Raw genomic sequence first — 14,513 nt, 5'->3', positions numbered from 1 at the left:
AAAAAAAGTTTGAATATTCAAAATCAATATTGGCACAGACTTTATATCTCATGTATTGAGATTGCAAATTTACACAAATTTCTCGATTGAAAAAATCCTTAACATTCCTTTTCATTAAATTTTGGGCTATCTTATTAATTATAAATCATATAGAATCAAGCAATGATTAAATCCGGTATAAATTCTTAGATAGAATCCAGACCTTACGCTTTTAGATGTTAGATATAAAAAGCCCGGAACTACTTAGATCTAGGCTTTAATGCTCAATTTTATATCTAATGTATTTTTAAAACACATCAATCAGATCTGCTGGGACTTTTTTGTCCTGTTGAAAATCCAGAAGATAATCGGGAAAATTAATAACGTTAGTACCGTAGCGGAAATTAAGCCTCCGATAATCACAATGGCCAGCGGTTTTTGTGATTCAGATCCGATGCCTGTTGATAATGCAGCCGGCATGAGTCCGATAGAAGCCATTAAAGCAGTCATAATAACAGGCCGTGTTCTGGATTTCACTCCCTGGAAAATAGCTTCATCCAATCCCAATCCATTCCTGACATTCTGATGGAATTCCGTAATAAGAATAACACCATTCTGAATACAGATTCCCAATAGTGCAATCATCCCTACTCCTGCGGAAATTCCGAAATTAATTCCTGTAATATGCAATGCAATGATTCCACCGATAAGGGCAAACGGAACATTAGCCAATACCAGAAGTGAATCTTTCATATTTCCGAAAAGAATAAACAGCAAAAAGAAAATACCTAAAATACTTATAGGAACTACCTGTGTCAATCTTTTTGAAGCCCGCTGCTGATTTTCAAACTGGCCGGTCCAGCCTATGGAATATCCGTCAGGAATATCAATTTTTGCCACTGCTTGCTGGGCATCTGCAATCGTTCCGCCCAAGTCCCGGTCGCGAATGGAGAATTTCACTCCGATATATCTTTTAATATCATCCCGGTAAATAAATGCCGCCCCATTATCTTTTTCAATTGTACTGATTTCTTTCAGCGGAATTTTTGTACCGTCCTGCGTGGGAACCATCAGGGCGGCAATATCATTTTCGTCTTTTCTGTAATCCTGTGCATACCGGAGACGAATCGGGAATTTTCTTTCTCCGTCAAACATTTCGGAAGCAGTTTTCCCTCCAAAGGCCATTTCCAGGACAGACTGCGCATCATCCGGCATAACACCATATGCAGCCATTTTATCACGGTCGAGCACTACACTTACTTCCGGCTGCCCTACATTTTTAATAATTCCGGCATCTTTTACGCCTTTAATATCTTTCACCTGTTTTAATACTTCTTCAGCCAGCCTGTCCAGTGTCTGAAGATTGTCACCGTATATTTTTATCCCGTTTTCCGCTTTGAATCCGGCCACGGCTTCAGCAACATTATCAGAAATCGGCTGGGAATAATTAAATGTAATCCCCTGATAGGTTCTCAGTTTTCTATCAATTTCTTCTATCAATTCCTCGTAGGTGATCTTTCGTTTCCAGTCTTCTTTCGCTTTAAGATTCACTGCGAACTGCACAAATCCGAAACCGTTCGGGTCGGTGCCATCGTTACTTCTTCCCGTCTGAGCCAAAACATCCGTGACCTCCGGAAAACTCATAATGTCTTTCTTTAAAAGATCTGCTGTTTTTAAAGATTCTTTTAATGAGGAACTCATCGGCATCTCTGCCGTGATCCAGAGTGAACCTTCATTGAGCTGTGGCAGGAATTCCGTGCCTAAAAATTTCCCTGAAAACAAAGTAACAGCCATCAATGAAACGGCTACCATCAAACTTACCCTTTTATGCTTAAAAGTATAATTAAAGCCTTTTAAGACGATTCTGTCCCAAAAATTAACGAAAGGGTTATTTTTTTCCCTGACATTTTTATTTAATAAAATATGCGAAAGAACAGGAACCAGGGTGAGTGTAAAAATCAAAGCACCCATTAATGCAAAACCTAAGGTAAAAGCAAGGGGTGAAAACATTTTACCTTCTACTTTCTGAAATGAGAAGATAGGAATTAAAGAAGTGATGATAATTAACTTTGAAAAGAAAATCGCTTTCCCCAATCCTGTACCGGTTTGCTTGATCCAGCCGGCCTTTGCCATTTTATTAAACTTTTCATGTCCGTATTTAAGGGCTTTGTGATCGAGCATAACAAAGAGTCCTTCTACCATAACGACCGCCCCATCGATAATGATTCCGAAATCAACAGCCCCGAGTGACAGCAAATTGGCACTCATTCCCGCCAGCTTTAAACATAGAAAAGCAAACAATAAAGATAAAGGGATGATAATGGAAACAATGAGCGTAGTTCTCCAGTCAGCCATAAAGATCAGAACAATTACCGTTACCAAGATGATTCCTTCCAGCAAGTTGTGCATGACAGTTTCTGTGGTAAAGTCCATCAGATTATCACGGTCGTAGAAAGTCACCATTTTTACATCTTTCGGAAGGATCTTTTCATTAAGTTCTTTGATTTTAGCTTTTACGCCTACCAATACTTCACGTGGGTTCTCCCCTTTCCTCATCACCACAATTCCTTCTACCGTATCTTCCTGATTGTTTAATCCTGCCTGTCCTACTCTCGGCATCGAACTTTCGTGTACGTCCGCCACATTTTTAACCAAAACAGGGTTTCCGCTTTCATTCTGTATGGTAATATTCCCGATATCGGCAACCGATTTCACCAAACCTATTCCTCTTACCACATAAGCCTGTCCGTTTTTTTCGATCACATCACCGCCAACATTCAGGTTGCTTTTTGTAACCGCATCATACACCTGGAGCGGCGTTAAATTATACTTATCCAAAGCCCTGGGATCAATGCTTAATTCAAAAACTTTGTCCTGTCCTCCAAAAACATTGATATCCGCAACACCAGGAACCCCTCTCAGTGCACGGTCAATGACCCAGTTCTGTACAGTCAGCAATTCGCGGGAATCTTTTGTTTTGCTTTGTAATGTATAGCGGAAGATTTCTCCCGTCGGTCCGTAGGGTGGCTGTACTTCGGGATCTACCTTATCAGGAAGGCTAACAGTTCTTAATTGGTTATTAACCTGATTTCTGGCAAAAGTATCATCCACGCCGTCGTCAAAAAGAATTTTCACAATGGAAAGCCCGAACATTGTCGTACTTCTCACACTGGTTTTCTTCTGAACCGGACTCATGGCCAGCTCAACAGGTGTGGTTACAAAGCGTTCTACTTCTTCTGCGCTCCGCCCGTTCCATTGGGTAATAATAACAATCTGGGTATTGGTAACATCAGGGAATGCTTCAATGGGCATATTCCTGAAGCTGATAAATCCTGCAACTGCCAGAATAGCAACCCAGATAAAAGTAAATGCTTTATTCTTTAATGAAAAAGCAATAATATTTTTAATGAATTTATTCATGATTAATTTTTTGGTGACCTAAAAAAGTCATTGAAAGAAAGTTTATTTTCTCTTGAGAACTCAGAAGTAAAATTGTTAAGAAATCCGCAGGCAACGAGACAGGATAAAATACTTAAAGATACTTTGGCACTTTTCTTACTTATCTATTAAAAATAACTCATGATTTAATTATTCAAAGATCGGTAAATCAGCAGCTGATTATTCGTGATCACCTGCTCGCCTTCGGATAAGCCTTCGGAAACATACGTAATATCTCCAACCTGTTTAAGTACTTTTATCTCTTTAATTTTAATATCAGTTCTGGATTTATACGCAACGACAAAACTTCTGTTATCATCAAAAATCATGGCTTTAGAAGGAACTGTCAGTGCCGATGCATTTTCTGAGCTTGTCACTTTAATAGTGGCCTTACTTTCGGGGATCAGCAGTCCGTCCTGATTATCCAGCACCACCCTCGCCTGCATAGCATTGGTTTCAGGATCGATAATTTTAAAAATCTTATCAATTTTACCGTTGAAAACCTTATTGGGATAAGACAGTGTAGAAACCTGAGCCTTCATTCCCAAACTGATTTTATCAATATCAGATTCATTCACGTTCATGATGGCCCAGACATTAGTTGTATTTGCAACATCGAAAATATTTTCACTCCTGTCATTCCTCAGCTGCATATCCTTATTAATATTTTTCTGAACGATGTATCCACTGATCGGTGCCACAACACTGTAAATATTCCCTTTCTTCACATTATAAACCGTGCTTACCGCACCTGCGCGCTGCATCTGGTCCCGGGCCTTCTGAAGCTGGCTTTTGGCTTCAAGCACATCCCTTTCGGTATTCAGCTTTCCTTCATACATTTCTTTCGCAACACGAAGATTGTTCTGCGCAACCACCAGGTCTGTTTTTGCATCGCTCACGTCTTTCTGAACGTCGGCCAGCTCCGCACTTCTTATCGTTGCCAATACCTGCCCCTTCCTGACATAGTCTCCTAGTTCAACATTCACACTCAGAACATTTCCGCCAACCAAAGGATATACATCAATATAACTGTTTTTATCAGCGGAAATTTTTCCGTAAAAGCTGTAATCGTCTTCTATATTTTTTTTCTCAACTTTTGTCAGTTCAATAGATTTCAGCATCGTATTGCTCAGCTCGAAACCCTTTTTTGCCTGTGGCTGCACTTCCTCCTTCTTAGAGCAGGATAAAACCGACAAAGCAATAAGTATAGAAATGATATATTTTTTCATAATTAATAGAAGATTTTTGTTTGTACCAGTTGATTTAGTTGTTCTGCTGCCTGGATGACGCCGTTCTTCATGTCATAGATCTGAAGAGATGCTTCCCTGTAACTGTCCATAAAATCAGCAAATTCTATAAGACTGATATTTCCTTTCCTGAAATTATTTAACATGCCGTTGTATACCAGTTCCCTGTTATTGAGATCTTCAGATTTGATTTCAGATAACTGTCCATATTGTATTTTCCAGGTTCTGTAGGCAGCCTGCACCTGTGTTTCAAGATTGAGTTTCTGGAAATCCACATTTTTCTGGTTCTGCTGAATGGCAAAACTGGCTTTCTCAACATTTCCTTTATTGGATTTCCACAAAGGCAACGGAATTCCTACCAGCAGATTGACTTCATTTTTAAACGTCCCTCCGTTCTGGTCCCAGCCGGCTCCGAGATTCAGGTCCGGGACATTCAATGACTTCTGCCATTGGGCATACAGTCTGCTGTTGTCGATTAATTTTATGGTATACCGGTAATCGGCATTGTTCTCCAAAGCTTTTTTCTGCAGTTCTGCTTCATCCCCGAAAGGCTGGGCAGCCAGCATATCCTTTACGTCAGATTCCGAAAGCTGCGGCTCGATATCGTCTGCAACACCGGTGAGAACCTTAAGATCCTGTTCGTAATCAAAAATATTTTTATTGATGCCCGCCTTATCATTGTTCAGCTGGATAACAATATTCTGTAACCGGACTTCATCTTTCAGGGATACATTCCCCTTGGCCGACTGTACTTTGTAAGCCGCCAGCAGATCATTCATATAGCCTAGCTGCCGGTTGGTGTTTTCAAGCTTAAGTCTTTCGTAATACAGGTTGTAATACGTGGTATGAAGCTGTGCTTTCAGGTCTACCAGAAGCTGGGAAAACTGAAGCTGGGCCAGCTCTTTATTGGATTTTGCAAAGGCAATCTCATTCTTCTTTTTGCCGCCCATGTAGATCAACTGGGTAACCTGTGCCCCTTTCGCATGGCCGACATCAAAAACTTTACGGTCCTGAGGATTATAAACATTAATTTGCCCACTCAATTGCGGAAGATCCCAGATTTTAGCCTGCAGGATATCGGCATCTGCCATGTTAATGCTGTACTGTTCGGCGAGAAGTTGTAGATTATTCTTCTGGAAAGCATCTTCGCATTCCAAAAGCGACAGTCTCTGTTGCGCGGTCATTAAAGAAGAAATGATAATAAAAAGCCCGGCAATTTTGTTCATTTTTTTGATTTGATACAAAAATGCCCTTACGATATTAAAATACTCTTAAAGAATCCTTAAAAAAAAATTAAATTTGGTTTTTAAAATCGCACCAAGTAGGCTTTAAATACCTGATATAAAGAGTTTTATTAATTTTAACTTATAACTTTATCATGTTTTAATTAATAACCTTTTATCTAAGAAAGAATGGAACAGAACGCATATTTTGTTGTTCTTGTATTCTGGTTACTTATTAAAAACCACACTAAATTTATTTAACATGTTTCCCGGGGAAGTGTAGATAATTCCGGCTCCATGATATTCTAGGATTCTCTTAACAATTCGCAGGCCTAGACCGGAACCGGAAATGTTTTGAGAGTTTATTCCTCTTTTAAAGGCTTCAAACAATTTAGGCTGCTCTTCTGGTGAAATTGTTTCTCCATGAGAGATCACATCTACGATAAGATGTTCATCTGTTTCCGTAATGAGGACATCCACTTCCATATTGTCAGAGTATACAGCTGCATTTTTAAACAGGTTGATGAAGACAATATCCAGTAAAGACTGAATCCCTTTAATAGTCAGCAATGCATCTTCGGAAGTGTTTTCGGAAATTAGAAAATCCATTTTAAGATGGGGATAACTTTTTTCAATTGCTTCAAAAGATTCAAAAATAACTTCATCGATCCTTACTTCTTCATAAATGCTTCTGATATTTTCCTTGTCGAATTTCGTTAAGAGCAATAATGAGTTGGTAAGATCAGACAGCTGGTAGACATCTCTCTGAATCTGCTGCAAAGAAGATAACGTTTCCGGAGTATGCTGCCCGAATTTAATCAGGTTTTCCAGCTGAAAAGCCATTCGTGTAATCGGTGTCCTGATCTCATGGGAAGCACTGGCTGTAAAATCTTTCTGTGACTGGAATACATCATCCAATCTTGTAATCATCGTATTAAAAGACCTGGCGAGAACATTAATCTCGTCATTTGAATTCCTCACCGGAATCTGTGTCGTGAGTTTATGTGCGGTGACTTCTGAAATTTCCTGATTCAGGTCTTCCAGAGGACGCAGGAATTGCCCAATGAAATAATAACTGAAGAAGCCGATCAGAAAAGTACTCATCACACAGGCTGTAATCAACAGGTATTTCAGGTATTCCAGTTTAGAGGTTCCGTTGGTATCAAACGCACTGGTAAGAATATAATAATTTTCCCCATTGATCGTCCGGAGCGCAGCATAAATTTCAGGAACGCTTTTTTCAGAATAAATAACTTTTTTACTGTCAAGTTCCTTAAGCAAGGCATTGTCCCAGGTAACATTCCGGTCTTTGATCGTACTGTAGATAAGTTCTTTCTTTGCGTTGAAAATAAGGATGGTCTCGTTAAGAAGAATATTATCCGAATTCTCATTAAAAAATACTGGAGCCTCTTCTTCGAAATCTTTTGATTTGGCAATAAAGTGCGATGTAAATTCCAGCCTCTGCCTGAAACGCTCTTTGAATTCATCTCTCCTGAAATCATTAAAGGAGATATAAATAACGGCCATCACAATGCCGAAAAGCAGTGAAAAGGCAATGCTGAGATTGAGTGCAATCTTCCTTTTTAAAGACATCTTCTATAACGGACTTAAATAATACCCGAACCCGGAACGTGTATGAATCAGCTTCATCTTGAAATCTTTATCAACTTTCTTCCTTAAAAAGTTGATGTATACTTCTACCGTATTGGTATTGGTATTAAAATTATGTTCCCATACATGTTCGGTAATCTGCTGCTTGGAAACGGTTCTTCCCTGTGCTTCTGCCAGATAAACCAGCAGCTGAAATTCTTTTAAGGTCAGAGCGATTTCGTTTCCGCCGCGGTATACTTTCTGTTCGGTTTTGTTGATGATCAGGTCATCGACCCTGATGATTTCCTGGTCATTGTTTTCCGAAGGAGCTTTTCTCCGCAACAGGGAATTCATGCGCAACAGCAGCTCTTCAAACTGAAAAGGCTTTACGAGATAATCGTCTGCCAGCCTCGTAAAGGCATCTTTTTTATCGGAAAGATCTCCATAGGCCGAAATAATGATAATCGGGGTGGTTTTATCGAAAGAACGGACGATCTGGCAGACGTCAAGACCGTTGATTTTGGGAACATTGATGTCCAGAAGGTAAAAATCGTACGTATTGTTTTTAATCTGCCGGAGGAATGTTTCCCCGTCATAAATTTTATCACACGTAAAATGATTGGATTCTAAAAACTTGCAAAGTTCCGCTGACAGGATAAGGTCGTCTTCCAACAAAAGAATATTCATCACTATTTATTTTATACGAATGTAAAGAAAATTTTATGATTTAAGAGAATGTATAAAGAAGCGGTAAATAGTTTTAATTAATTTTTAAGAACCGCCCATCCATGATAAGGATCTGTAATAGGGCGATGCATTAGAGGTCTGTTGATAAAAACAGGATTCCTGATCCATCAAAAGCTGGTATAATTTAAGTGTCAGGCAAAAAAAATCCCGAAGAATTTCGGGATAATAACGAGAGCCAACTACGGGACTTGAACCCGTGACCTCTTCCTTACCAAGGAAGCACTCTACCGCTGAGCTAAGTCGGCATGAAGCAAAAAAATCACACCGTGCAGTATGATTTTTTTTTGAGCGGAAGACGGGGGTCGAACCCGCGACATTCAGCTTGGAAGGCTGACGCTCTACCAACTGAGCTACTTCCGCAATTTTGTTTCCAAAATTATTGGTAACGCTGTGCAAACTTAGGAAAAATCCTTTAGCTGTGCAACTTTTTATTTAATATAAAACGTGGGGAGAGCAGGATTCGAACCTACGAAGCCGAAGCAACTGAGTTACAGTCAGTCCCATTTAGCCACTCTGGAATCTCCCCAGATATTTTATATTAAATTGAGCCTTCAGAGGGATTCGAACCCACGACCCCGAGATTACAAATCACGTGCTCTGGCCAACTGAGCTATGAAGGCAATTTAATGCGATGGACTGAACGCTGTGAGAAACTCTACTCTACACCGTTTCAGTAGTAAAAAAAATCACCCTTTTTAAAGTGTGATATTCTGAGCGGAAGACGGGGGTCGAACCCGCGACATTCAGCTTGGAAGGCTGACGCTCTACCAACTGAGCTACTTCCGCAATTTTGTTTCCAAAATTATTGGTAACGCTGTGCAAACTTAGGAAAAATCCTTTAGCTGTGCAACTTTTTATTTAATATAAAACGTGGGGAGAGCAGGATTCGAACCTACGAAGCCGAAGCAACTGAGTTACAGTCAGTCCCATTTAGCCACTCTGGAATCTCCCCAGATATTTTACATTAAATTGAGCCTCCAGAGGGATTCGAACCCACGACCCCGAGATTACAAATCACGTGCTCTGGCCAACTGAGCTATGGAGGCAAATAAAAAAAGAATTCAAAAGATCGCAGTTCCTTTTTGCGAGTGCAAATATAGAACGGATTTTTTGAATTCTCAAATTTTTTATTAACTTTTTTAGCTTTTTTTACTAAGCCAATTCTTTTTTCTTGATTAATAGCTTTTTAGCCGTATCAACACAAAGATCCAAACTTTCTTCAAAGGTTGCACAGGTCTTTTTTACAACAATATCATCACCCGGAACAACCAGAATAATTTCGGTGGTTTTGTTGTTCCTGTCTGCATTGTTCTCTACTTTTAAAAACACTTTACAGTCCTGGATCTTGTCATAAAACGTTCCCAGCTTGCTTACTTTTTTTTCAATGTGTGATTCTAGTGGTTCGTGTGGAGTTAAACCAATTGATTGTACTGTGATCTTCATAACTCTTCATTTTTTGAAGCTCTTGGATGAGCCTGATTAAATACTTTTTTCAATTGTTCGATATTTGCATTCGTATACACCTGGGTACTCGCCAAGCTGGAATGCCCTAATATTTTCTTTACTTTCGAGATCTCTGCCCCGTTATCCAGAACATGAGTAGCAAAACTGTGCCGAAGAATGTGTGGGCTTCTTTTCTCCTTCGTTGTTACCATACTAAGGTACTTATTAACGACAAGATAAACAAATTTTTCCGTCAGTTTTTTACCTTTCTTATTGACAAAGAAATAAGATCTGTACTCTGCCGCCGGCTGCCTGATATCCATATAACTTCTTAACAGATCAGCCAGTTCTGAAGCAATAGGAATAATTCTCTGCTTATTTCCCTTTCCTGTTATTTTCAGCTCATTTCCGCTTAGGTTAACACTTTCAAACATTATACCACAAAGCTCAGCTTTACGGATTCCCGTTTGGTAAAGCACTTCCATAATGCACTTCTCCAACACATCAGTTACCTGGCTGAAGACCGAATTGCTGAGCGTCTGCATTTCTTCTTCAGACATAGGAATCTGTTTATCAGCATAAAATTTAAGGGATGGAATGTTTTCGGCAGGAGAAACGCTTATTTCCCCGATTTTCATCAGAAACAGGTAAAAGCTGCGCAGTGAAGAAAGCTTTCTGTTAATGCTCCTTTTAGCTATGTCATTTTCGCTGAGGTCAACGATGAAATTGCGGATAATCTTTTTGTCGGCTTTGGAAATATCCTTCATAGCTTCTGTCTTAAGGCAGAACCGGAAAAAGTCTTCGAGATCTTTTCTGTAGCTGGTCACCGTATGAGGGGAACACCTTTTCTCAAACTGCAAATATTCTAAAAACTTATCGACCATGATGAAAGGTATAAAAACAAAAATTCACTCTTCAAATATAACTATTTAAAGAGTGAATTCGTATGTGGATTAAGAAAAATTCTTAAGCCTGCTCTTCTTTGCTAAGATTTCTTTGCTTGTGAGCCGCTTTTAATCTTGCTTGTCTAAGAGTTACAGAAGGCTTAATAAACGCTTGTCTAGCTCTCAATTGACGAACTGTACCCGTTTTATCAAATTTTCTTTTGTATTTTTTTAATGCTCTGTCGATGGATTCACCATCTTTTACTGGAATTATTAACATATATTACATCTCATTTTGGATGGCAAAAATAGACATTTTTAATTAAAACACAAAATTTTACCCATAAAATGATATCCGTCTGTAAATTTTACTGGATATTACCTGGATCGACATTAAATGTTTACACGTCTTAAAAGCTTACGCAACCCTATTACAATTATACAATTTACATGAGATCAATAGTATGATTAACGGTCACAGCAAACTGCCTGACTTAACAGAAAGCCATTACCCTTTCCGAAGATCTTGTTTCTAAAAAGGCAGGCATAATAGTTAGCATCTCTAAAAAATTTCGTATCTTTGCTTTCACTTTATTTATGGGGTTGACTGGTTTCGACAGCAAGGTCAATGGGTAAGTAAGCATGCAGAGAACCGTAGCGCGATCTCTATAATCCCTTGCTACAAAATTTTAACTGGCAACGAAGAGTTCGCTCTTGCAGCTTAATATCGAAGTATAGTAGATCAAGCGTTTTCCCGAAGATTTCAGTAGGGAAGCAAGATATTCCACAAATGCTCTGTTCTGCGGCGTTTGATCCTGGGATATAGGAATGCAGGAATAAGGCTTTAGACGCTTCAGCTAAAGCTCGAAAACCTCAGAAGATAAGCTGGAAGTTGGGCGTCTGCTCTCTGCCTCCAGTCGAAAACCAATAGCAGAATAAGCATGTAGAAGTCTTATGTATTGCTTGTTTGGACGAGGGTTCGAATCCCTCCAACTCCACTGATCAAAAAAGAGAAAACATTATGTTTTCTCTTTTTTGATTTTGAAATTCTTTTTATCTGCTACATTCAGCTTATCTGCTGGCGCTAGCATTTTGCTCGTGACTGATTAAGACGGACCTGCTTTATTCGTTGCTTCTTGTTTGTCTTGATATGAACAAATGGACGCTTTTGGTCGCGAAGAGCATCCCTAATTTACGGTCTGGATAACTTGGTTTTGCTACTCAATAAATTATAAATTTTCTTTGTGTTTTGTGATACTTTGTCCCATGCTCCAACAGAATTATAGGTACAGCTCAAAGTGGTACCTCTATCAATGTACTTCAACTCTACGTTTCCTACATAATCAGTAGCATATAGATCAGTAAATTGAGGGTTGAGTATGGAAGACCTGATCCAATTTTTTAAGCTGTCTTTTTCAATCCTGCTGAGATAAATTTTTGTTGTTACAGTGTCTGCAACAATATATTTGGGCGGAATATTATAAATCTCCTTGTTCCAGATTATATTTACAACTTCTGCACTGTCAGAATGACGGTCAATGGTAATTTTCTGAAAATCAGTATTCACCTGTAATTTTTCCCAGGGATCGTTCCTTATCTTCATTTCCGGTTGTTTTGTACATGAAAGCAAAAAACCCAGCATGAGTACCAAATGTATTTTCATCTCTTTTTATCCTAATTTTTCCTGTATTTCCTTGAGCAACAATTGCTGCTCTGGTTCGGTAAGGTCATTCTTATTTCCATTACATGAATACTGAATCCGGTGTCGCTCTTTTTTAGACAATTGTATCATTTCCTTAATCCCTGCCATACTTATGATCCCTTCGTTATCTTCAAATACGGGAGGTGATGACAGATGAACCAGTTTGGTGTAATTTTCCCATGCCAGTACCAATTTCCGATCATCCGGTTCTTGTTGCAATCCATATTTTATAAAATGGGTCTGATCAGAGCAGATCGCCTTTATTTGTATGCCGTCAAATTCGGTCTGGTCATATTCATCAAATACCCACCACAGGTACTCCTTATTATCCACAGAAACCCTGCGTTTATTTTTACTGCGTATTGCCATACTTTATCATAAATCCTGAATGATCAAAATGATCCTATTGATGTAACCGTTTTCTATCTTACCATTCAACAGGATATCCCAGACATGCAGCAATGTAATAAAAACAAGCAGATAAAAACTGTTTTTTTTAAAAGTTATATTCCTTTTGGATCCGGAAAAAAACTATTGCCTGATGAAGATCTGTGTTTGCTATAATACAACGAAGAACTTCACAAGCTTTATACCTGCAACGGTAAAGCTCGAAAACCTCAGAAGATAAGCTGGAAGTTGGGCACCTATGCTCTTCTTCCAACCGAAAACCAACAGCAGGATAAGCATGTAGAAATCTTATGTAGGGCTCATTTGGACGAGGGTTCGAATCCACCCAATTCCACTGATATTAAAAAAGAGGAAATTATGACATTCTCAACAACTTCAGTAATCTTCATCAACACTATCAGATTTGTTATGTGAAAGTTATCTTATTTCTCTTAAAGGTGCAAGTATCTGTAAACGATAAGAGACAGCCGTAGCTTTACATAATTTGCACGAGCCTTGGCTCGCATTAGCAAAGGGATTCCACTTAATGAAATAAAAAATAATTTGTTGATTTATAATAAATTATTTTTTTATATAATAAATGTGAATTTATATATTTAATACTAATACAATGCATATATTTAAGCGTTAGCAGAAATTGAAAAAAAATGACCACAAAAAATCAGGATGAAATATTTGTTGAAAATGCTTTCAAGAATATAATGGAAATCTATTTTAATCCAGAAATTGAAAGAAGAAAAAAAAATAAAACGTTAGATGAAAATTTTGAACTATATGCTGCGCAAGCTTTAATATTTCCAGATGAAAGACAAAATATTATTAGAATTAATGATGAAGTTAATGCTAAAGTGAAAATAAAAAAAGGAGTTGACAAATCTGTTAAAGGCTTTTTTCCAAATTCTGAAGATGTTGAAGCAATTGATATTAATGAAGAAGAATATTTAGACTGTGGACACGTCATAATAATTCGTTTAACAGATTGTTACCAATTAAAATTTGATTTTATATACAATAAAAAGTCTTGTAAAAAATTACTTGATAATTCAATACAATTTCTAAAAACAGCTGATTATGCGTTAAATAATGATTTTCATAATGCATATATAGATAATGCTTTCAGTGCATTTGAGTTAATGGCCAAAGCTAATCTTTTGTTTGAAGCAAACGAAAATATCGGTGTAAAATCAAATCATAAAGCAATTAATCAATCGTTTAATTTAAGATATAAGAATTCTAGCCATGAAGATGAATTAGAAGTAAGACGAGTTTTCAACAAACTATCTAATGAACGTAGAAATGCAAGATATTTAGATAATGAGGTAAACTTAAATAGAGAAGAGTTAATTTCTAGTTTAGAAAAAATAAATAATTTTTATTCGAACCTTATAAATAGAATAAATAAATTTGAATAAAACAGATATAAAATTATAAAAAATTAAAAGTTTAATCAAATAGAATATATAACTAGTGGAAGAAATTTACAAAGGAATAATCAAATATAATAAAGATTTAAATGATTATGGATATTTTAATTTATTTACTAATAATGAAGAAATTTATTTAAAAATATTGCATAAGGGAATTGGTGTATTTTCAAATGATTCAAATTTTGATAATGAAAAATTTGAATTTAAATTGTCGGAACAAATTAAAGAAAAGGAAAAACAAAATTTCATTATAAAATTTCCTAGTGAGAAACCAGAACATTTTTATAAATTAGAAATTGAAAAAGACTTAGAAAGTATTTCAATTTTATTATTTATTTCAGGTTATCCTGGTAGTGTCTCACTAACTGTGTAAGTTAAAAAGTTATTCTGGAAAATTTTGAGCCCTTACAGCTCAAAAAATTTTT

Annotated in this window: 12 protein-coding genes, 7 tRNA genes and 1 other RNA gene; 3 read left to right on the top strand and 17 right to left on the bottom strand. The window is 37.4% G+C overall.

The genetic code is table 11. The features are described 5' to 3' along the window. Positions 1-300: 300 nt before the first annotated feature. The 15 genes from MKJ01_RS16660 to rpsU form a co-directional block, all read right to left on the bottom strand. A complete protein-coding gene (locus tag MKJ01_RS16660; protein WP_241615298.1) occupies positions 301-3,399 on the bottom strand; it encodes an efflux RND transporter permease subunit in 3,099 nt (1,032 codons plus the stop codon). Between the two features lie 164 nt (positions 3,400-3,563). Further along, positions 3,564-4,646, bottom strand: coding sequence for an efflux RND transporter periplasmic adaptor subunit (locus tag MKJ01_RS16655; protein WP_241615297.1), 1,083 nt, complete (start codon positions 4,644-4,646; stop codon positions 3,564-3,566). 2 nt (positions 4,647-4,648) lie between these two features. Continuing rightward, on the bottom strand, positions 4,649-5,890 hold the full coding sequence (locus MKJ01_RS16650) for a TolC family protein (RefSeq protein WP_241615296.1): 1,242 nt from the start codon (positions 5,888-5,890) through the stop codon (positions 4,649-4,651). Between the two features lie 225 nt (positions 5,891-6,115). Continuing rightward, entirely contained in the window at positions 6,116-7,480 is a 1,365-nt protein-coding gene (locus MKJ01_RS16645) for an ATP-binding protein (protein WP_241615295.1), read from the bottom strand. 3 nt (positions 7,481-7,483) lie between these two features. Then, positions 7,484-8,164, bottom strand: a complete 681-nt coding sequence (locus MKJ01_RS16640; protein ID WP_241615294.1) for a response regulator transcription factor — start codon at positions 8,162-8,164, stop codon at positions 7,484-7,486. Positions 8,165-8,397: 233 nt separating this feature from the next. After that, positions 8,398-8,469 (bottom strand) — tRNA-Thr (locus MKJ01_RS16635). Between the two features lie 42 nt (positions 8,470-8,511). Next, positions 8,512-8,584 (bottom strand) — tRNA-Gly (locus MKJ01_RS16630). A gap of 85 nt (positions 8,585-8,669) precedes the next feature. Next, a tRNA-Tyr gene (locus MKJ01_RS16625) sits at positions 8,670-8,750 on the bottom strand. Between the two features lie 20 nt (positions 8,751-8,770). After that, positions 8,771-8,844: transfer RNA gene (locus MKJ01_RS16620), tRNA-Thr, on the bottom strand. A 93-nt stretch (positions 8,845-8,937) separates the two neighbouring features. Continuing rightward, positions 8,938-9,010: transfer RNA gene (locus tag MKJ01_RS16615), tRNA-Gly, on the bottom strand. An 85-nt stretch (positions 9,011-9,095) separates the two neighbouring features. Further along, positions 9,096-9,176: transfer RNA gene (locus MKJ01_RS16610), tRNA-Tyr, on the bottom strand. 20 nt (positions 9,177-9,196) lie between these two features. Next, positions 9,197-9,270: transfer RNA gene (locus MKJ01_RS16605), tRNA-Thr, on the bottom strand. A 106-nt stretch (positions 9,271-9,376) separates the two neighbouring features. Next, a complete protein-coding gene (locus MKJ01_RS16600; protein ID WP_241615293.1) occupies positions 9,377-9,667 on the bottom strand; it encodes an HPF/RaiA family ribosome-associated protein in 291 nt (96 codons plus the stop codon). Then, positions 9,664-10,551 carry a tyrosine-type recombinase/integrase gene (locus MKJ01_RS16595; protein WP_241615292.1) on the bottom strand — a complete coding sequence of 296 codons (888 nt, stop codon included), beginning with the start codon at positions 10,549-10,551 and terminating at the stop codon, positions 9,664-9,666. Before MKJ01_RS16595 ends, MKJ01_RS16600 begins: the two co-directional genes overlap by 4 nt. 82 nt (positions 10,552-10,633) lie before the next feature. Beyond that, positions 10,634-10,831 carry a 30S ribosomal protein S21 gene (gene rpsU / locus MKJ01_RS16590; protein ID WP_039365233.1) on the bottom strand — a complete coding sequence of 66 codons (198 nt, stop codon included), beginning with the start codon at positions 10,829-10,831 and terminating at the stop codon, positions 10,634-10,636. Positions 10,832-11,150: 319 nt separating this feature from the next. On the opposite strand from rpsU, the gene ssrA reads away from it, so the two are divergent. Next, positions 11,151-11,552, top strand: a transfer-messenger RNA (tmRNA) gene (ssrA, locus tag MKJ01_RS16585). 191 nt (positions 11,553-11,743) lie between these two features. Here ssrA and MKJ01_RS16580 read toward each other — a convergent pair. Together MKJ01_RS16580 and MKJ01_RS16575 are read right to left on the bottom strand one after the other, a co-directional pair. Further along, a complete protein-coding gene (locus MKJ01_RS16580) occupies positions 11,744-12,154 on the bottom strand; it encodes a hypothetical protein (RefSeq protein ID WP_241615290.1) in 411 nt (136 codons plus the stop codon). Between the two features lie 66 nt (positions 12,155-12,220). Further along, on the bottom strand, positions 12,221-12,622 hold the full coding sequence (locus MKJ01_RS16575) for a hypothetical protein (protein WP_241615289.1): 402 nt from the start codon (positions 12,620-12,622) through the stop codon (positions 12,221-12,223). 686 nt (positions 12,623-13,308) lie between these two features. On the opposite strand from MKJ01_RS16575, the gene MKJ01_RS16570 reads away from it, so the two are divergent. Both MKJ01_RS16570 and MKJ01_RS16565 read left to right on the top strand, forming a co-directional pair. Beyond that, positions 13,309-14,073 carry a HEPN domain-containing protein gene (locus tag MKJ01_RS16570; RefSeq protein ID WP_241615288.1) on the top strand — a complete coding sequence of 255 codons (765 nt, stop codon included), beginning with the start codon at positions 13,309-13,311 and terminating at the stop codon, positions 14,071-14,073. 55 nt (positions 14,074-14,128) lie between these two features. After that, entirely contained in the window at positions 14,129-14,461 is a 333-nt protein-coding gene (locus MKJ01_RS16565; protein ID WP_241615287.1) for a hypothetical protein, read from the top strand. The last annotated feature ends 52 nt before the right edge of the window (positions 14,462-14,513 follow it).

Source organism: Chryseobacterium sp. SSA4.19 (assembly GCF_022601875.1).
GTDB lineage: Bacteria > Bacteroidota > Bacteroidia > Flavobacteriales > Weeksellaceae > Chryseobacterium.
The sequence above is the reverse complement of the archived record's forward strand: the minus strand, read 5'-3'. Positions and strand labels throughout refer to the sequence as shown.